Genomic DNA, 17,994 nt, shown 5'->3' with positions numbered 1-17,994 from the left:
GCGATGCGATCAGACATGTCATCTCCTAGATTGACTGTTCGACTTTAGTTTTGTCGCCTAACCTAGCATGCGCTAACAGTGTGTTGCCACACCCGCAGGTTGGGAAGTGATTCATGGCATAGTAATCGCTTCAGCTGGTTGTTTATCGGCGCTCTTCTAGGGGCTTTGCTACAGCAACTCCCGCACTTCTTCGTCGGTCAGCATGGCATCCTCGAATGCTTGCAGTGTGGCCTCTGGGTTAAATTTCACACCGATGAGTACGACCTCATTGGATGGTGGGACATCGGTTTGTGCCCACATGACAGCAGGGGTGATCTTCAGGTTCGGTCCCGCCTGACTCCACACGTGGGCGACTTCGAGGCGGTCGGAAATCCAGCAGTGCCCCTTGGATCGTACGAGGCCCTTTGTGCCGCGGAGGGCCTTGATTAGTCGTTCGCGGTCGAAGGGGCGGTTGCCTCGGAAAACAACCGAAGAAATACCGTATTCTTCGGTCTCCGGCGTGTGGGGATTCGCAAGTTCTTCTGCATATCCGTGGAAAGTGGCCGCCGTGCCTTCGTCGTAAAGCGATGCGTCGAGAATGGCGGAGGTGGCGATTTCTCCGTTAGTCACGCGGACGATGCGTGCACGAGGGTTCATTGCGCGGATGGTTTCCTCGGTACCGCCGGTGAGCTTTTCGCCTGCGAGATCGGATTTGGTGATGAGGATGAGATCGGCGAATTCCACCTGGTCGACAAGGAGGTCGGCGACCGTGCGTTCGTCGTCAGGCAGTGCACGCCCCTGGCGGAGGCTGTCGAGGAATGTGGAGGCGTCGACGAGCGTGACCATCGTGTCGATGGGGGCGATGTCGGCGAGGCGACGGCCGTCGTCGAATTCCCACTCGAAGGTAGCGGCGACTGGCATGGGTTCGGAGATGCCGGTGGATTCGATGACGATGTGCTCGAATTTGCCGCTGCGCGCGAGCTTGCCGACGTTTTCAACGAGGTCATCTCGCAGTGTGCAGCAGATGCAGCCGTTGGACATTTCGATGAAACGGTCTTCGCCGCGCTCGAGATATGTGCCCTGCTCGATCAGGGCGGCGTCGACGTTGACTTCCGAGAAGTCGTTGACGATAACCGCGATTTTGCGCCCCTGTGAGTTTGCCAGGAGGTTGTTCAGGAGCGTGGTCTTGCCGGCGCCCAGGAATCCGGACAGGACGGTGACGGGAGTGGTCGGGGTGGTGATATCAGAAAATTCGGTAGAAGTCACCCAACAAGACTAGCGTACTGAAAATGATTATCAATAACGTGTGCGTAAATTAAGGTGCGGGGAAGGTTGTAAATGTGTCGTATGGCTGATTATTGGCCAGTTGTGACGTAGGGCATAAAACGGTGTTGTAGTCGGTTTTAGTGGCGCATGGAGCGTGCCTAAAACGGGGGCGCTTTCGGGCTTCTGAATGAAGGGTGCTAACCGCTTCGTTGATAGGGTTGGGGGTGTGCTTCGGTGTTCGAAGTGCTACCCCCGATAGTCGCGTTGGGGGATGCAGAAAGGTGAGTTCATGTCAGATCGTATTGCCCATGCTGGCCTCAAATCCAAGGTGATGACCGCGCAGGAGGCGGCACAGTTCATCAATCACGGAGATATGGTGGGCTTTGCCGGATTTACCGGCGCCGGTTATCCGAAGGTTGTTCCGCCGGCTCTCGCTGAGCGCATGGAGGCCGCTCACGAACGGGGTGACGAGTTCAAGATTAAGGTCTTGACCGGTGCTTCTACCGCTCCGGAACTCGATGGTGTGTTGGCAAGGGCCAATGGTGTCGAGTGGCGCATGCCATACCAGTCTGATCCGACAATGCGTAGCCTCATTAATGCGGGCGACGCGTACTACAGTGATATTCACCTTTCGCACTCTGGTCCGATGACGGAGCAGGGCTTCTTTGGTCCGGTCAATGTTGCCGTCGTTGAAGCCGTTCGCATTAAGGCCGATGGCTCCCTGATTCTTTCCTCTTCGGTTGGTAATAGTGTTTCATATTTGAATGCCGCCGAGAAGATCATCATTGAGGTCAACTCCTGGCAATCTGAGGACCTCGAGGGCATGCATGATATCTACAGTGTCGGCCTGCCTCCGAACCGCAAGGAGATTCCGATTCTGACTCCGGGTGACCGTATTGGCACCCCGTATGTTCCGATTGATGTCGACAAGGTTGTTGCTGTCGTTGAGACTAACGCCGAGGATCGTAACTCGCCGTTCAAGCCGCTGGATGATGACTCTAAGGCCATTGCGGGTTACCTGCTCGACTTCCTCGATTGTGAGGTCAAGGCCGGACGTCTGCCGGAGAACCTGCTGCCGATGCAGTCGGGTGTCGGCAACATTCCAAACGCTGTGCTTGCGGGGCTGCTTGACTCCAAGTATGAGAACCTGACCTCCTTTACTGAGGTTATTCAGGATGGAATGATTAACCTGATGGATGCTGGCAAGCTGACCATGGCTTCCGGCACTGCTTTCTCGCTGTCTCCGGAATATGCAGCTCGAATGAATGAGAATGCTGCTGACTACCGTGACAAGATTGTGCTGCGTCCGCAGGATCTCTCTAATAACCCGGGGCTGACTCGCCGTATGGGTCTGATTGCCACTAACGGCATGATTGAGGCCGACATCTACGGTAATGTCAACTCCACTCACGTGGCTGGCTCGCGCTTGATGAACGGTATTGGTGGCTCCGGCGACTTCACCCGCAACGCCTACATTTCGTCGTTCGTGTCTCCGTCGTTGGCTAAGAATGGCAATATTTCTGCTATCGTGCCCATGGTCTCCCATGTTGACCACACTGAACACGATGTGATGGTTATCATCACTGAGCAGGGTCTGGCTGACCTCCGTGGTCTGGCCCCACGTCAGCGCTCCCGCCTTATTATCGAGAAGTGTGCTCACCCGATGTACAAGGAGGCGCTGCTCGAGTACGTTGAGCGTGCCGAGAAGGCCACTCCGTACCTGCACACTCCGCATGACCTGGGTACTTCTTACGACTTCCACCGTCGCTTCCTTGAGAACGGCTCGATGAAGCCGGTCGATTAAGGTTCTAGCGCGTTTCCCGCTTTACGACGAAGTTTGCGTCGTAGGGCGGGATTTGCTTTTAGTATCGTCTCGAAAGAGTGTTCGAATTTGGCGGTGATTCTTGGGCTTGGGTGGCGGTTTGAATCCGGGGTGAGGGATATGGTGTGGGCGAATTGATAAAGAACTGTTCGTTAGGGGACCTCGTTAGGGAGGGGGCAGTGCAATGTCGGAGTTGGAATCGTGTGGGGAATTTCGCTTCAGTCATGAGGTGAGGGCTCATCCGCTCGCTGAAGTGATGCGGGAGATTAATCGCTTGCAAGTGGTTATCGCTCAGCGGGTCGCACCACCAGATGATGGCGATGTTGAAGCTCATCTGGCTTATTGGTCGGTGGTGCTGGGCATCTCGCGCACCGAAGTGAATAAATATATGGAAATTGGCTACATGCTTGGGCGCATGCCGCAATTGGCGGAAATGTGTCGGGAGCGCGGGCACTTGTCAATGAAGCATTTGACAATGCTCGGAAAACACACACGCCCTGTAGTCGATGAAAAAGTTGACGCAGTTGAGTCGGGTCTCGTGGATGTCGTTAAGCCAAGGCGAGACGGGGAAGCGCTCCGTGGAGTGCGGGCGATGGCAACGCGGGTGCAGCGAGTGATTGGTGAGTGTGCTCCGGAAGTCCGGCCACGCGATGTGGATGTCGCTGGGTTGCACACTGATAGGGTCCTGGCCCGGAATGTGGAAGCGACCGTAGATGCTGCAATTGATGCGGCGGCATATCAAGTCGAGAAGGATGGGGAATCTGCGGAGGATCCCGCGGAGTCGCCTGAGGTGCAGGAGGTTCAAGCTGCGGCTCTCGATTACTTTGGCGATCGCATGACGGCTAAGGAGTTTATCGCGGTTGATGAACATGGTGACGCTGGAGTGACAACGCTGACTACTGTGCTCGAGCGACATCATGCGGTGGAAGCCCTTGCAATTATCGACGCAGTGGCTAAGCAGATGAAGGTGAGTCGCGCGGCAGCTTTCATGCATGCGCTACGCGGTACTTGTGAGGTGGAGGTGAATCTGGAGCTCTTCCGAGTGCTCTCTCTCGGGGAGGATGGCGAACCGGAAAACACTCCAGTGTGGCTCGCTGGTGCTGGTTGGCTTTCTACGCTGGTGGCCGAGTCTTGGCTGAAACGGGTATCGACATTGCGGGTGCTGGGGGATAGTGCCGTTGAGGGCTATCGACCCTCCGAGTCGCAGCGTGCATTCGTGCGTGCCCGTGACGGTGTGTGTAGTTTTCCTGGATGCGATATCCCTGCGGAAAAGTGCGATATCGACCATATTGTGGAATTTGATCACAGTCTTTCCGGTGGTGAGCGGCAAATGGAAGGGGCTACGCACACGGATAATCTCCATTGTCTTTGTCGACGGCACCACAACCTTAAAACTGCTGGTATATGGCGAGTTGTTCGAGGTGATGATGGGACTGAAGCCTGGACGTTCCTCTCTTGTGATGAGGGGCCGTTTGCGCACTCGGACAAAGAGCACACTGGGCATGGTCGTTACACCTTTGCCTCGCAGACTGAAAAGAAAACCGCTGCGCTGGCCGAGCACAATGAGAAACGTCGCAAACTGCATGACAGCCTCCGCAGTCTAGTGGATAAGGTGCGGAGGGATTTGGAAAAGGAGAGGGCAGTAGACGGGGTGGATTGTGAAAGCGAAGGAGATGGTAAAAACCGCGGAGACAGCGATGGGGAGTGAGTGCTAGGTTCTGCTACACTCATTTGTGTCCATATAGTGAGAAGGGTATCTCAAAAAATGACTGAGGTAGGAAAGCTGAAGATCGCCGTCATCCCGGGTGATGGCATCGGCACGGAAGTTACGGCAGAGGCACTGAAGGTGCTGGGGGCTGCTATCGGCGAGTTCGACACCACCGAGTATGACCTCGGTTCGCGTCGCTACTTGCGCAATGGCGAACTGCTCACCGACGCCGACCTTGACTCCCTGCGCGAGCACGACGCTATTCTGCTCGGTGCCATCGGTGACCCGGCGAACGTTCCTCCGGGCGTTCTCGAACGCGGCCTGCTGCTGAAGATGCGCTTCGCGCTGGATCACCACGTCAACCTGCGTCCTTCCAAGCTCTTCCCGGGTGTCGAGTCACCGCTGAAGAATCCGGGCGAAATTGATTTCGTGGTCGTCCGCGAGGGAACCGAAGGTGCCTACACCGGTAACGGCGGTGCGATTCGCGTCGGCACGCCACACGAGGTTGCCAACGAGACCTCCGTCAATACCCGCTTCGGTGCTGAGCGCGTTGTTCGCTACGCCTTCGAGCTGGCTATGACCCGCCGCAAGAAGCTGACTCTCGTCCACAAGACCAATGTGCTGGTGCACGGCGGTGGTATGTGGCAGCGTACGGTCGACGAGGTTGCTAAGGAATACCCTGAGGTAGATGTCGATTACTCGCACATTGACGCTGCGACGATTTACCTCGTCACTAATCCTTCGCGTTTCGACGTCATCGTCACCGACAATCTCTTCGGTGACATCATTACTGATGAAGCTGGTGCAATTTCGGGCGGTATCGGTCTGGCAGCGTCCGGCAACATTGACGCCTCCAATACCAACCCGTCTATGTTCGAGCCCGTTCACGGCTCCGCGCCCGACATTGCTGGCAAGGGGATCGCTGACCCGACGGCAGCCATTCTGTCGGGTGCCATGATGCTTCGCCATCTGGGTCGTGAGGAAGACGCCCAGCGCATCGAAGCTGCTGTGGAAGCTGACATGGCTACCCGCGGTAGTGGCCCAATCAAGACCAGTGAAGTTGGCGACCGCATTGCTGCTGCTTTGAAGTAGTGCATGCGGTAGTGCAAACAGTAGTGCAGTAAAACAGGGGAGGGGCTAGACAATCACAGTTTTGCCATCGACGGTAGTGATGTGAGTCTTACTGTCGGCGGTGTGCTCGATGAAGTCCGGCGCATGTCCGACCTGGGCAAGCACATTGATGATGGTGTCAAGGGTGTGTGGGGATGATCTTCCTGCGCCGCCATTGGAACCATTTCCTCCCAGCCCTGCCACCAACGCATCCCTCGTAATCTCCGCATGTCCCAGGTGCTGAGCCGCCTCGTGGAAGACATGCACAATCACGCCTTCGATGCTGCCGCACCACCAACGGTCTTTATCGGTAGGAATCGCAGCAGGAGCACCAGCGCGGTCCACGCCTTGCAGCTCCACCAGCGCGGATTCAATAGCCGCGCGATCACGGTGGTAAATCTCCAGCCCTTCCAAAACACTGCAATGAGCAGAAAACTCACCGTCGCGGTCGCGAACATAGTCGCGCCCGAGGCAGACGCGCTCGAGCCAGTACCTCGCTGATCCGGTCACATGACGCAGCAGCACGGCCAGGGAGTTTATGGCTGGGATGGGGAGGGGTGCGTTGAAGGTATCGTCGTCAAGCGTGGCGACGAGTGCCGCGAGCTTGTCCATCCTGCCGAGGATGTGGGCATCGAGCGGCCATTCGGGATTTGTGGAAGCGCTGTGTGTGGAATCGGTCATAAGGTCGAGTATTCCCGCAAATCACTCCTATTGGGGCCAAAAATAGGGGATAATTGACCCCATGACCGTCGAGCTTGCGGAAATCGCAGACTTCCTCAGCCAAACTCGCCCGTTTTCGGACCTTACCGATGAAGAGCGCGCAACTATCCCACCGCTTTTGACCATGCGCTATGCCCGTCGTGGCACGGAGATTATCCGGGCGGGTGCGGATAACAATAGCTGTTTCATTATTCGCTCCGGCATGGTGGATCTCTTCGACCCAGCTGGCACACTGCTGGACAGACGAGATGTGGGAGATCATTTCGGCTATTCGACGCTGCTGAGCAGTGACCCTTCGCTATACACGATGACGGCGGTGGAGGACTGCGTATTCCTGGTGATCTCCAAGGAGGTCTTTAACCACCTCAATGACCAGTTCGTAGAGGTCCGGCGCTATTACGGCGGTGAGAACGCGCGCATTCGCGCAGTGGCCTCGAAGTTGCGGAGCACTGCGGCATCGGAGTCGTTGCGCACACGGGTTGCGGACCTAATGGAAACGTCGCTGGTGACCTGCAGCGCCGATGCGACAGTGCAAGAGGCGGCGCAGATTATGACGGAGTGGAATGTCTCCAGTCTGCTGGTGATGGAGTCTGCAGGCGCTAATCAGAGCCCACTCGTTGGCATCATCACGGACCGCGACCTCCGTCGTCGAGTCCTGGCAGAGGCCAAGCCCGCGGCGACGCTCGTAAGCGAAGTGATGACCGAGACCCCGGAAACCATTAGTCCCGACCTGCTGGTTTTCGAGGCCATGCTGCTGATGGCCGAGCGCGGTTACCACCACCTGCCAGTGCATGACGGGACGAGAGTGGTCGGCATGATTGTTATTGGTGACCTCCTGCGCAGTCTGCACACCGATCCCGTGTATGCGACGGCGACGCTGGCGCGAAAGAGCGATATCTCAGAGATTGCAGAGATTGCCCAGAACGCGCGACGAATTGTCGGCCGGTTCATTGACCGGGGTGATTCGGGGGAGGAGGTCTCGAAGCTGCTGACTGCCGTGGCCGATGCTGTTACCCGGCGCCTGGTTGCTCTCGCCGAGGAAAAGCTCGGGCCCCCACCGGTCAGCTACGCGATTGCAGTCCTGGGCTCGCATGGGCGCGGAGAGATGGGGCTCGCATCCGATCAGGACAATGCGCTGGTTCTCGCCGACGACTACGACGCCGACGTTCACGCTGACTATTTCGCCGCGCTTAGCGACGAGATTTGCACTAACCTCGACCGAGTCGGTTATCCGCTCTGTACAGGGGATATGATGGCCAGCAATCCCGCGTGGAGGATGACTAAGTCGCAGTGGTTGCGCACTTTCCACGGGTGGATCACTGTGCCGGAGGCGGAAGCCCTGTTGCATGCGCAGACCTTCTTCGACATGCGTGGGGTGGCGGGCGACGTGCAACTAGTGGAGGAACTGCGCGCCGCCTACCTGCCGCTGGCGCAGGGGTCGCAGCGCCTGCACGCGCACTTGGCCAAACTCGCGGCCTGGCGGGAGCCGCCGCTCGGCTTCTTCCGTGGCCTGGTGCTGGAAAAGGGCGGCGAGCACGCGGAAACCCTGGACATCAAGAAGGGGGGAACTGCTGCTGTGGTGCAGATCGCGCGTCTATTTGCTGTGGCAGCTGGTCTGCCACAGCAATCGACACGTGAACGTTTGGCGGCAAGTGCCGGAGCCGGAAGCGTGAGTCGTCAAGGTGCTCAGGACCTTGCGGATGCGTTCGAGTTCCTGTGCACGGTGCAGCTTCATCACCAGCAGGCCCAGTTCAACGCCGGCACCCAGCCGAATAACCACATCTACCCGAAGCGCCTATCAAGCCTGGAAAGAGAGCACCTGCGTGACGCGTTTGGTGTTATCCGCAAGTTGCAGCAGAGTCTCGGGGCGAAGTATCCCATCCGGGCGATGTCGTGATTTAGCTGTGTGAGTTAGCTGTGTGAGCACGCAATGTTGAAGTTTTTCAAACCTCGCAAGAAAATCCTGGACGCACCTATCCGCGACAATGCTTGGCTCGCGGTAGACGTGGAAACCACAGGTCTGGATCCTTCCAAAGATCAGCTGCTTTCCATCGGTTGGGTTGCGGTGGAAGACCACGACATCGTGCTGGAGGAATCCGGTCACCTTCTCATTCGCCCAGAGCGCGAGGAGGTGAGCGTCGGCGAGTCGGCGACGGTGCATGGGCTTACCGACGACATGGTCGCAACCGGGGTAGAGGCAGAAGTAGCCGTCGGCAAGCTGTTAGAAGCTCTGCGGGGACGGAAGCTGCTGGCGCACTACGCGCGGATGGAAGTTGGGTTCCTGGATCCGTTGTGCCGGAAGTACTTTGATGCCCGCTTTGATGTGCCGGTGGCGGACACTATGACACGCGAGTACGACGCGATTCTGCGAGCCAACCGCGAGCCGGTCCGTGATGAGCTGCGGTTGTGGTCACTGTGCGACAAGTACGGCATTCCCCGTTTTAAGGCCCATCACGCGTTCAACGATGCGCTGGCTTGTGCACTGGTGTGGCTTGCGCAGGAATCGCGCGGAGTTTAAATCGTAAGTGTTTGAGAGTGGGGGTCGTTGCATAATTATTGCAATGTGACGTGTACCCTATTTTTATGCGTATTGCTCGAATCGCCCACCCAGAGGGCATGTGCTTCGCGCTCGTCGAGGGCGAAGGCAATGAAGTTACTTTGCACGAGATCGAAGGGCACCCTTTCGGTCAGCTGAATAAGACTGGTCGTTCCTGGCCGCTTGCCGACGTACGTCTGCTCGCCCCGATGCTGCCGTCGAAGGTCATCGCTATTGGTCGTAACTACGCTGACCACGTCGCCGAGGTGTTCAAGAAGTCGGCAGAATCGCTGCCGCCGACGATGTTCATTAAGCCGCCGACGGCCGTTATTGGTCCGGAAGCGCCGATTCGCATTCCGGATTTCGCCACTAACGTCGAGTTTGAGGGCGAGCTGGCACTGGTTATTGGTAAGCCGTGCAAGAACGTGAAGAAGGAAAACGCTCACGATGTAATCTTCGGATACACCATCGTCAATGATGTTTCTTCCCGTGACCTGCAGTTTGCCGACGGTCAGTGGGCGCGCGCAAAGGGTATCGATACCTTCTGCCCGCTGGGCCCGTGGATCCAGACGGAGCTGGACTACAACGAGCTGCCAATCAAGGCGCACCTGACTCACGAGGGTGTTACCGAGACTAAGCAGGACTCCAACTCCAACCAGATGATTATGTCCATCCCGGAGATCATCGAGTTCATCACCGCCTCGATTACGCTGCTGCCGGGTGACGTCATCTGCACCGGCTCCCCGGCCGGTACCGCTGCGATGTTCCCGGGCGACCGCATCGAAATCGAGATTCCGGGTATCGGCAAGCTGGCCAACCCGGTGGAGCGGGCTTAAGCCCCCTTAACTCCAAAAGCGCGGAGCACAGTGCCCATTTTGGCGCTGGTTTCCGTGACTTCTTCTTCTGGGTCGGAGTGCGACACAATGCCGCCTCCGGCCCATAGTCGTGCCACGGACCCCTCAGTGTCGATTTCGGCACAGCGAATGGAGACCACGAACTCACCATCGCCATTCTCATCGCACCAGCCGACAGCGCCGGAGTAGAAGCCCCGGTCGGTTTCCACGGCCTGGATGACACCGAAGGCGGATTCCGTCGGCGTGCCACAAATGGCAGGTGTTGGGTGCACCACCAGTGCCAAATCCAGCGCGGACAGCGACGGATCCTTCAATCGACCGCGGATATGCGTGGCCAAGTGCCACATCTCGGCGGTGCTCATCAGTTCGGGGCTGTCCGGAACATCCAGCGAACTGCACAGCGTCGCCAGGTTGTCGGCGATGTCATCGACAACGAAGGCGTGTTCATCCAGGTTCTTGCGCGAGTCCGCTAAACGACGAGCCGACGTCCGGTCCGCCTCTTCATTTCGGGATCTCGGCAGCGACCCGGCCAAGGGAAATGCCTCAACGATGTCACCCGTACGGCGGACCAGCATCTCCGGGGAGGAACCGATGAGCAACTTGCCCTCATAATCGGAACCGGCGGGAGAGAGATCCACGACAAAGCCATCACGGTTGGGGGATCCGTCGATAAGCCGCGATGCGAGAAGGAGTGGGTCAATCGGGGGATCGATTTCGAGTTCCACAGCGCGCGCGAGCACGACCTTTTCCAGCGCCGAGTACTCGATGGTGCGGATGGCTGCGGCGATGCGCTCAGCGTGCTCAACGAGCGGGGGATCGTAAGCGACGATGCTGGCGTGAGGCTTCGGTGCGTTCCAGCGGTAGTGCGCGGGTGGCTCCAGCGGCTGCGAGGAGCGGATGACTTCCCGGGGAACGGTCAGGGCGGCGGGCTTGTCCAAGTCGAAGGGCAGGGCGCCGACCACCATCTTGTGAATGCCCGAGTGCAGTCCCTCGGCTGCGAGCCAGGGGTCGGAAATCTGCTCTTCAATACCTTGCGTGCGGATGGAGCCGTGCGCACGGGAGAGCAAAAAATCAGGAGCGGTGGTTGGGCGGGACGTGTCCCAGCGCGTCGAACGTTTCGGAGTCGCTGCAGGCTCGTTCGACGGGTGAGACTTTTCCTGCTGCTCTTCTTCGTTTCCGCCGCCCAGAGAGGGGTGGTTTTCCATGGACATAGCCCTAACCCGCCTCCTCAATCTAAACCCAGTTGTGCTCCAGTTTAAGGGGCAGGCTAACCCCTGCCCAAAAAGGGCATACCCGCAGCGGTAATCGTAAGCTGATCGATGACGGCACCTGCCGGCAGATTCGCGGCGTAGAGGAAAGTTTCCGCAGCCTGCTTGGCATCGAACATCGGCTCGCTGCCTGTGAACGTCCCCAACAGGTCAGTCTGCGCATTGCCAATATCAATGCGCGTTGCCGTGATGCCATACTCGCGTCCGTCGAGGGCAAGCACGTGGGTCATTCCGGCAAGCGCGCTTTTCGACGTCGCGTACGCCGCCGTGTGCGCTCTCGGCACCTGCGCTGCGATAGAACAATTTACCAGGATTCGGCCGCCCGCTTGCTCTGTCTTCCCCTCTCACCCCGCCTTCATCCGCGAAAAAGCCTCGCGTGCACACAGGTACGAGCCGACCACATTCGTATCGATGACCGCCCGGAAGTCCTCAATGTCAGTCTCTCCGAACTCCGCGGGCGTGCCGGGCAGCCCCGCATTGAGCACTGCAACATCGATGGTTCCCGTAGCCACCTGCGCGTTCTCAAACATCGCACGGACCTGCTCAGGATCGGTGATGTCACACCTGGAGTAGGTGATGTTGTCCGCTTCGGCGGCAACAGTCTCGAGCGCGTCGATACGCCTGCCGCAGATATGCACGTGCCAGCCCTCGGCGGCGAAAGCCAGAGCAATTTCGCGACCAATGCCCGCGCCGCCACCAGTTACTACTACCGTTTTGGTCATGAGCACCATTATTAACTGTTCTACGGTCTACGCACACATGTCCCCGCACGACGCCGTCAACGCCGCGCGTGACGACGGCTACGCGGCCGTGGAATTCTGGTGGCCATTTGACCTCGCAGTGCCCGCACCCGATGAGGTTTCCGCCTTTTGTGACCTCTTTGACGACAGCCTTGGTCTTTATGCCATGAACCTGTGGGGAGGGGACATGGCAGCGGGACAGCGGGGAGTGCTCGATACAGACGGGTTGCCTGCCGGACACTTGGAAGCAGTCAGCCAGATTGCGAGTGCCACGGGGTTGAAGTGCTCGAATGTGCTGCTGGGGCGGTCTGGGGAGCTAACGGACTTGCAGGTGCAGAGGCTAACTGAGATCACTGCCCAGCTGGAGCTCAGTGGTGTCCGCGCGTTGATTGAGCCACTGTCCGGGATGAGCGATTATCCCATTACCGATCCCTGGCAGGCCGAGGAGTTAGCGCAACAGACTGGTGCTGGCGTGCTCGCGGACTTTTACCATTTTGCGGCCAATGGCGTGGACGTGGATGCCTGGCTCACCGATGTGGAGGCCGGAAGAGTGAGTCTGCCGGCGCACGTCCAGATTGCCGATTTCCCAGGCCGCGGCGCGCCGGGCACCGGCGGGGTGCCGCTGCGCAGCTGGGTTGAGCGGCTGCGCGCCGCTGGATACGCCGGTGAAGTGGCTGGGGAATGGACTCTGTAACCCTATGTAAAACCCTATGCATGCCTGCAGGTGGGAGGGCGGGTATCGTGGGAAAGCATGTCAGATGTTCGCGTACGCTTTTGCCCGTCGCCAACCGGTACCCCGCACGTTGGCCTCATCCGCACCGCCCTGTTCAATTGGGCATATGCCCGTCACACTGGTGGCAAGCTGGTCTTCCGCATCGAAGATACCGATGCCGCTCGCGACTCCGAAGAGTCCTATCAGGCAATCATCGAGGCCCTGAATTGGCTCGGTATTGACTGGGACGAGGGCATCGATGTCGGCGGTCCGCACGGCCCGTACCGCCAGTCGCAGCGCAAGGACATCTACGCCGATGTGTTGCAGCGCCTCATTGACGCTGGTGAAGCTTACGAGGCCTTTTCCACCGCTGAAGAGGTTGAGGAGCGCCACAAGGCCGCCGGCCGTGACCCGAAGCTGGGCTACGACAACTACGACCGCAACCTCACCGAGGAGCAGAAGGAAGCCTTCCGCGCAGAGGGGCGCAAGCCGGTGATCCGCCTGCGCATGCCGGACGAGGACATTGTCTTCGAGGACCTCGTTCGCGGTCGCATTGAGTTCAAGGCCGGCCTGGTTCCGGACTTTGTCATCGCCCGCTCCAACGGTGAACCTCTCTACACACTGGTTAACCCGGTGGATGACGCTCTAATGGAGATCACTCACGTCCTGCGTGGTGAGGACCTGCTGCCATCGACTCCGCGTCAGATTGCTCTCTACGAGTCGCTGAAGCGCATCGGTGTCGCCAAGTTCACTCCGGAGTTCGGCCACCTGCCGTTCGTGATGGGCGAGGGCAACAAGAAACTGTCCAAACGCGACCCACAGTCCAACCTCTTCATCCACCGCGATAACGGTTTCATTCGCGAGGGTCTGCTGAACTACCTGGCGCTGCTGGGCTGGTCCATGGACGGCGATCAGGACATCTTCACCATGGACGAGATGGTCAAGGCTTTCGACATCCACGATGTGCTGTCCAACCCGGCCCGCTTCGACCAGAAGAAGGCCGACGCTATCAACGCTGACCACATCCGCATGCTCGATCCGAAGGACTTCGAACAGCGTCTGCGCACCTACCTGGAAAGCCACTTCGACTTCCCGGCCGACTACCCGGAGGATAAGTTCGCTTTCCTGGCAACGCTGCTGCAGACCCGTGTGAAGACGCTTTCCGACGCCTGGGACCTCTCGAAGTTCCTGGTTGTGGAAGAGGGCGAGTTCACCTTCGATGAGCGCTCGGCACGCCGTAACTTCAAGGAAGACGCCGTCGCTGTCCTGGAGGCCACCATTGCAGCTGTGGAACCGCTCAGCGAAGAGGACTTCGTCACCGAGAAGCTCGAAGCTGCACTTCAGAAGGCCCTCATCGAGGACCTGGAGCTGAAGCCACGCAAGGCCTTTGGCCCGGTGCGCGTGGCTGTAACTGGTGCTCAGGTATCGCCGCCGCTGTTCGAGTCCATGGAGCTGCTTGGCCGCAGCCGTAGCCTGAGTCGACTGCGCAAGGCTCTCGAGGTCGCTCCTTTTACTGCTGCTCAGTAAAGAGTGCGAGCTGGGCTGAGCGAAGCAGGTTCGTGTAAGAGCCCGCTTCCTTGCCCACCTTCTGCGGGTCGCGGTTCAGCATATTCATGGAGGTTTCGCGGTAGTCCTTGACCAGCGCCCCCATGTGGTTGTTGAAGAACTCGTGCCAGTCGGTTCCCCAGTAGACCGTGCCGTCCTCGTTTCGCTTGAGCAGTGCGGCAAATGCGTACACGAGCGGGTAGATGAACCCGTCCGGAATCGCGTAGCCGATGGGCTGGCGGTAGAACTTCGAGTACTTCTGTGAAGTCTTGCCAGTCCGCGGATTCTTCTTGTTGGCCTTGTCAACAGCATCAATGCCGCCGAATTTGCCCCCGCTCTTGTTGTAGAGATCGGGTAGCTCCGCGTTGATGCGCTCGAAAATATCGATGAAGTCACGCGTGAGGTTCAAGGCACTGCGGACCTTCTCGTTGTAGAGAACGACCTCTTCGGTGCGCTCATTGATGCTTTCAGTGCTGGGTTTAGTGACCTCCGGGGAACTCATGACATCCTCGAAGCGGTCAAGCAGCTTGGCCTTGCCGGAGTAGAGGCTGGTAGGGGTCGGTGCTTCAATCTGCTTGCCGTCGGCATCCTTCGGCAGGTCAATACAGGACAGTGGAATCCACGCCATAGCGATGACATCGCCCACCTTTAGTCGACCAGTATCGTTGGTGCGCCACTGCACGTTGTCGCTAATTCCCTGCGGCAGAGCATGCTTCAGATCGTCAAAGTAGCCGGCGCGATTGAGTTTTGCTTCCGCCTTGAGCTCCGCATTGTTGTTGCGGGCGGCACAGATATCGAGCAGAGCATCGGAGAACTCTTGCACTGTGTCTTCGTCCCGAGCACCGGGCACGAGTACCTCTACCGGAACTCGGGCATCGAGCTCGGTGAGGCTTTCGTCGGCAAGCAATTCCTCGATTTCTTCGGAGCGCTCCATCCAGACCTCCTTCATTTCGGACCACGTCTTGATTTTGCGGCTAGGCGGCGGAGTGAGCTTGCCCAGGACGAACAGCGCGATTGCCAGCGAGTTGTGGCCGCCGTCGAGGATGCCTTCGATGCGACGGTTGCTGAAGGTGAAGCGGTAGAGACTGTCTTCACTGGTGAACTGAGTGGAGGCCAGGAGCACACCCTTGGACTTGTAGGCGAAGAGCTCCGGCGTGGTGTCGATGGTTTCCATGATGGCATCGGTGATGCGGCCGGTGCGGGACACGCGTGGGTTGGCATCGAGGTTGAGGGCCGAGATGATTTTCGCGAACTGACGGATGTGGGGGAAGTCATGATGATTGCCTTTCAGGTCTGTTTTTTATGTGCGGCGGCTGTTTGCCAGCCGCATCACCACGAAGTGTCTCCTGAAGGGCGGATCGGCTTTGCGCTGCGATCGAATGGGCTTTCGATCTGGGATTGTGTTAGCTATATGCACTGCATTGGTTATGCATTAGTTATGCGCACTGCTGAGGTGGGCTGTGGGGAGCTCGCGAATTTAAACGAACCTTTGACAACGAACCTTTGACCAGGTGATTTGCTCTTGTTCACGCTAATTGGCTATATTATTTCTCGTTGCGTTCAGCAGCGATGGCCTATGGTGTAATTGGCAACACAACGGTTTCTGGTACCGTCATTCTAGGTTCGAGTCCTGGTAGGCCAGCAGTGAAGAAGTTCATTGTTGAATGTATTCACTAACTGCAAAGTTCTAAGCCCCGTTCGTCTAGCGGCCTAGGACGCCGCCCTCTCACGGCGGTAACACGGGTTCAAATCCCGTACGGGGTACAAAGACAGTGTGAAAGCGCCAGTCTTTATTGGCCTATGGTGTAATTGGCAACACAACGGTTTCTGGTACCGTCATTCTAGGTTCGAGTCCTGGTAGGCCAGCGGAATTCGCTTGGTTAGTCTCTTGATTAGTTGAGTCGAATTCAGTTCTAAGCCCCGTTCGTCTAGCGGCCTAGGACGCCGCCCTCTCACGGCGGTAACACGGGTTCAAACCCCGTACGGGGTACAAAGATACTCCCCAGTCAGTCGGCTGGGGAGTTTTTGTTTTTTAAGAATCGAGGCGGCTATGACCAGGGGCGACTATGACCAGTGAACGTTTCGCACGACTGAAGCTACTCCTAGGGGAGGAGGGGCTGGAAACGTTGGCTGAATCTACCGTCATGGTTGTCGGACTCGGAGGCGTGGGATCCAGTTGTGCCGAAGCTCTCGCGCGAGGTGGCGTGGGCAACCTCATCTTGATTGACGGTGACGTCGTGGAGCCAAGTAATCTCAACCGCCAGGCGCTGGCGTTTGTCTCTACTATTGGCCGCGTTAAAGCCGAGGTCATGGAGGCAATGGTTGCCGATATCAACCCGGACTGTACGACCTACGCCCGCCAGATCTTCCTTACCCGTGAGAACCTGTCAGAGACCTTCGAGCAGTTCCCGTGTCCGGATTACATCATCGACGCTATCGACGATGTCACCGGGAAAATTGAGATCGCGCAGTGGTGCGCGGAAAATCGTATCCACCTCATTTCCGCTATGGGCGGCGGAAATAAGCTCGACCCATCTCGGCTGACCTTCTCAAAAATCAATAAGACAAAGGTCTGTCCGCTGGCGAAGGTCGTCCGTCAGGTGTGTATCCGCCGACGCATTCGCGGTCTTGAAGTGCTGTACTCCTCCGAAGAACCAGTGAGAATTGCGGACAAAGGCAGCGGCACCAAAGCGGAAACCCTCGGTACCATGAGCTACATACCGCCAATCATGGGGCAGATGCTGGCCGGAAAGGTCATTCGCCGTCTGCTCGGTTTCGAGGAAACCCCGCTGGCCCCGCGAATCGGTGGTCCGGCCGACGAAAACCAGCCACCAACAGAAAAATAATGCGGCTCATCGATACCCACTTTCACTACGATTTCCTGCCACCGGCGTCGCGCGAGCGCTTCAAAGCCGGTATCGCGCGGGAAGGAGTGGAGATCATCGCGCAGACGGTTCGGCCCTTCGAAAGTCTCGAGCTAGAGCGCGAAAACCTACCCATGGTCGCCGTGGGCTATCACCCGTGGTACATCGATGATAATTATGAGCGTGAGCTCGAGATCTTTCGCGAGGCTCTTCCACGCACCCGTTTCGTCGGCGAGATTGGTTTGGACTTCGCGCCCCGCAGGCTTGACGACGTTTCCGCCGAGACTCAAATCCATGTCCTCACCAGCATCCTGGATGCTGTCCGAGCCTCGAGTCTGTTCCATATCCTTTCCATTCACACGGTTCGCAGCGCTGATATGGTCCTCGACCTGCTGGAACCGCGCTTGGACACCAGCTCCAGCGTCGCACCAGGCGAGACCTTCGTGCCCATCTTTCACCGCTTCGGTGGCACTAGCGATGAACTGACGCGGCTGATCCGCGCCGGTGGTTATATCTCCGTCAACCCGCTCATGTTGCGGACAAAGCGCGGACGGGCCTATGTGTCGCAGGTGCCCGTCGATAGGCTCTTGCTGGAGACAGATCTTCCGCGCGAACCTAGAAGCGGTGATGGGGCGGAGATGGTCGCTGCAGAGGTAATCGCTGCATTGCGGGAAACTGTCGCCGAGGTTGCGGCGCTGCGAAATATGGATGAAGCGGAGCTTACAGACGCTCTGGCAAACAATGCGAAAACGATAGGGATTTAAGGCGCTAACCTGCGGATTTGTAGTTACTATTCGTGTCTAGTGTATTGTTTAACAAGTCCGCAGCGCGTGGATGAAAAGTTCTAAGCCCCGTTCGTCTAGCGGCCTA

The 17,994-nt window shown here is 58.0% G+C and carries 14 protein-coding genes, 4 tRNA genes and 1 pseudogene; 14 read left to right on the top strand and 5 right to left on the bottom strand.

The features are described from left to right. Nucleotides 1-168 precede the first annotated feature (168 nt). On the bottom strand, nucleotides 169-1,245 hold the full coding sequence (locus HMPREF3011_RS06465) for a GTP-binding protein (RefSeq protein WP_038628564.1): 1,077 nt from the start codon (nucleotides 1,243-1,245) through the stop codon (nucleotides 169-171). Between the two features lie 289 nt (nucleotides 1,246-1,534). On the opposite strand from HMPREF3011_RS06465, the gene HMPREF3011_RS06460 reads away from it, so the two are divergent. The 3 genes from HMPREF3011_RS06460 (at nucleotide 1,535) to HMPREF3011_RS06450 (ending at nucleotide 5,867) form a co-directional block, all read left to right on the top strand. Further along, nucleotides 1,535-3,049, top strand: a complete 1,515-nt coding sequence (locus HMPREF3011_RS06460) for an acetyl-CoA hydrolase/transferase family protein (protein ID WP_038629527.1) — start codon at nucleotides 1,535-1,537, stop codon at nucleotides 3,047-3,049. Nucleotides 3,050-3,251: 202 nt separating this feature from the next. Then, a complete protein-coding gene (locus tag HMPREF3011_RS06455; protein WP_052155600.1) occupies nucleotides 3,252-4,775 on the top strand; it encodes an HNH endonuclease signature motif containing protein in 1,524 nt (507 codons plus the stop codon). Nucleotides 4,776-4,850: 75 nt separating this feature from the next. Continuing rightward, nucleotides 4,851-5,867 (top strand): 3-isopropylmalate dehydrogenase, encoded by a 1,017-nt coding sequence (locus HMPREF3011_RS06450; protein ID WP_141737498.1) that lies wholly within the window; start codon nucleotides 4,851-4,853, stop codon nucleotides 5,865-5,867. A gap of 45 nt (nucleotides 5,868-5,912) precedes the next feature. Here the strand turns inward: HMPREF3011_RS06450 and HMPREF3011_RS06445 are convergent, their stop codons facing one another. Further along, on the bottom strand, nucleotides 5,913-6,566 hold the full coding sequence (locus HMPREF3011_RS06445; RefSeq protein WP_070432188.1) for a mycothiol transferase: 654 nt from the start codon (nucleotides 6,564-6,566) through the stop codon (nucleotides 5,913-5,915). A 61-nt stretch (nucleotides 6,567-6,627) separates the two neighbouring features. On the opposite strand from HMPREF3011_RS06445, the gene HMPREF3011_RS06440 reads away from it, so the two are divergent. The 3 genes from HMPREF3011_RS06440 to HMPREF3011_RS06430 all read left to right on the top strand — a co-directional run bounded on the left by HMPREF3011_RS06440 (nucleotide 6,628) and on the right by HMPREF3011_RS06430 (nucleotide 9,977). Then, nucleotides 6,628-8,502, top strand: coding sequence for a DUF294 nucleotidyltransferase-like domain-containing protein (locus HMPREF3011_RS06440; protein ID WP_038628571.1), 1,875 nt, complete (start codon nucleotides 6,628-6,630; stop codon nucleotides 8,500-8,502). A gap of 33 nt (nucleotides 8,503-8,535) precedes the next feature. Next, a complete protein-coding gene (locus HMPREF3011_RS06435; protein ID WP_038628573.1) occupies nucleotides 8,536-9,123 on the top strand; it encodes a 3'-5' exonuclease in 588 nt (195 codons plus the stop codon). A 65-nt stretch (nucleotides 9,124-9,188) separates the two neighbouring features. Beyond that, nucleotides 9,189-9,977: a fumarylacetoacetate hydrolase family protein gene (locus tag HMPREF3011_RS06430; protein ID WP_005509430.1), complete on the top strand. Its 789-nt coding sequence runs from the start codon at nucleotides 9,189-9,191 to the stop codon at nucleotides 9,975-9,977. Here the strand turns inward: HMPREF3011_RS06430 and HMPREF3011_RS06425 are convergent. Together HMPREF3011_RS06425 and HMPREF3011_RS06420 are read right to left on the bottom strand one after the other, a co-directional pair. Then, the gene (locus HMPREF3011_RS06425) at nucleotides 9,974-11,206 is read right to left on the bottom strand and encodes an isochorismate synthase (RefSeq protein WP_070841302.1); all 1,233 of its coding nucleotides are present in this window, start codon (nucleotides 11,204-11,206) and stop codon (nucleotides 9,974-9,976) included. The genes HMPREF3011_RS06430 and HMPREF3011_RS06425 overlap by 4 nt on opposite strands. A gap of 56 nt (nucleotides 11,207-11,262) precedes the next feature. Continuing rightward, nucleotides 11,263-11,985, bottom strand: a pseudogene (locus HMPREF3011_RS06420) (SDR family oxidoreductase). Between HMPREF3011_RS06420 and HMPREF3011_RS06415 the strand changes: the two are divergent. Then, nucleotides 11,984-12,697 carry a TIM barrel protein gene (locus HMPREF3011_RS06415; protein WP_070432192.1) on the top strand — a complete coding sequence of 238 codons (714 nt, stop codon included), beginning with the start codon at nucleotides 11,984-11,986 and terminating at the stop codon, nucleotides 12,695-12,697. The pseudogene HMPREF3011_RS06420 and the gene HMPREF3011_RS06415 overlap by 2 nt on opposite strands. Before the next feature lie 57 nt (nucleotides 12,698-12,754). Continuing rightward, entirely contained in the window at nucleotides 12,755-14,242 is a 1,488-nt protein-coding gene (gene gltX, locus HMPREF3011_RS06410) for a glutamate--tRNA ligase (RefSeq protein ID WP_070432193.1), read from the top strand. Here gltX and HMPREF3011_RS06405 read toward each other — a convergent pair. Then, a complete protein-coding gene (locus HMPREF3011_RS06405; protein WP_224792225.1) occupies nucleotides 14,226-15,467 on the bottom strand; it encodes a hypothetical protein in 1,242 nt (413 codons plus the stop codon). The two genes, gltX and HMPREF3011_RS06405, sit on opposite strands and share 17 nt — an antisense overlap. 363 nt (nucleotides 15,468-15,830) lie before the next feature. Here HMPREF3011_RS06405 and HMPREF3011_RS06400 point away from each other — a divergent pair. The 6 genes from HMPREF3011_RS06400 (at nucleotide 15,831) to HMPREF3011_RS06375 (ending at nucleotide 17,888) form a co-directional block, all read left to right on the top strand. Beyond that, nucleotides 15,831-15,902: transfer RNA gene (locus tag HMPREF3011_RS06400), tRNA-Gln, on the top strand. A 49-nt stretch (nucleotides 15,903-15,951) separates the two neighbouring features. Beyond that, nucleotides 15,952-16,024, top strand: a tRNA-Glu gene (locus tag HMPREF3011_RS06395). A 30-nt stretch (nucleotides 16,025-16,054) separates the two neighbouring features. After that, nucleotides 16,055-16,126: transfer RNA gene (locus tag HMPREF3011_RS06390), tRNA-Gln, on the top strand. A gap of 51 nt (nucleotides 16,127-16,177) precedes the next feature. Continuing rightward, nucleotides 16,178-16,250: transfer RNA gene (locus HMPREF3011_RS06385), tRNA-Glu, on the top strand. A 76-nt stretch (nucleotides 16,251-16,326) separates the two neighbouring features. Beyond that, nucleotides 16,327-17,106 carry a tRNA threonylcarbamoyladenosine dehydratase gene (locus HMPREF3011_RS06380; RefSeq protein ID WP_038628579.1) on the top strand — a complete coding sequence of 260 codons (780 nt, stop codon included), beginning with the start codon at nucleotides 16,327-16,329 and terminating at the stop codon, nucleotides 17,104-17,106. Continuing rightward, entirely contained in the window at nucleotides 17,106-17,888 is a 783-nt protein-coding gene (locus HMPREF3011_RS06375) for a TatD family hydrolase (RefSeq protein ID WP_070841301.1), read from the top strand. The genes HMPREF3011_RS06380 and HMPREF3011_RS06375 overlap by 1 nt, the downstream gene beginning before the upstream one ends. Nucleotides 17,889-17,994: the final 106 nt, after the last annotated feature.

Source organism: Corynebacterium sp. HMSC074C04 (assembly GCF_001838295.1).
GTDB classification, from domain to species: Bacteria; Actinomycetota; Actinomycetes; order Mycobacteriales; family Mycobacteriaceae; genus Corynebacterium; species Corynebacterium amycolatum.
The sequence above is the reverse complement of the archived record's forward strand: the minus strand, read 5'-3'. Positions and strand labels throughout refer to the sequence as shown.

Excerpts from the sequence above, each read along its gene's own strand:
- HMPREF3011_RS06380 (WP_038628579.1), top strand. The coding sequence starts at position 16,327 with ATGACCAGTGAACGTTTCGCACGACTGAAGCTACTCCTAGGGGAGGAG.
- HMPREF3011_RS06430 (WP_005509430.1), top strand. The coding sequence starts at position 9,189 with ATGCGTATTGCTCGAATCGCCCACCCAGAGGGCATGTGCTTCGCGCTC.
- HMPREF3011_RS06445 (WP_070432188.1), bottom strand. The coding sequence starts at position 6,566 with ATGACCGATTCCACACACAGCGCTTCCACAAATCCCGAATGGCCGCTC.
- HMPREF3011_RS06375 (WP_070841301.1), top strand. The coding sequence starts at position 17,106 with ATGCGGCTCATCGATACCCACTTTCACTACGATTTCCTGCCACCGGCG.
- HMPREF3011_RS06425 (WP_070841302.1), bottom strand. The coding sequence starts at position 11,206 with ATGTCCATGGAAAACCACCCCTCTCTGGGCGGCGGAAACGAAGAAGAG.
- HMPREF3011_RS06455 (WP_052155600.1), top strand. The coding sequence starts at position 3,252 with ATGTCGGAGTTGGAATCGTGTGGGGAATTTCGCTTCAGTCATGAGGTG.
- HMPREF3011_RS06435 (WP_038628573.1), top strand. The coding sequence starts at position 8,536 with ATGTTGAAGTTTTTCAAACCTCGCAAGAAAATCCTGGACGCACCTATC.
- HMPREF3011_RS06460 (WP_038629527.1), top strand. The coding sequence starts at position 1,535 with ATGTCAGATCGTATTGCCCATGCTGGCCTCAAATCCAAGGTGATGACC.
- gltX (WP_070432193.1), top strand. The coding sequence starts at position 12,755 with ATGTCAGATGTTCGCGTACGCTTTTGCCCGTCGCCAACCGGTACCCCG.
- HMPREF3011_RS06440 (WP_038628571.1), top strand. The coding sequence starts at position 6,628 with ATGACCGTCGAGCTTGCGGAAATCGCAGACTTCCTCAGCCAAACTCGC.
- HMPREF3011_RS06415 (WP_070432192.1), top strand. The coding sequence starts at position 11,984 with ATGAGCACCATTATTAACTGTTCTACGGTCTACGCACACATGTCCCCG.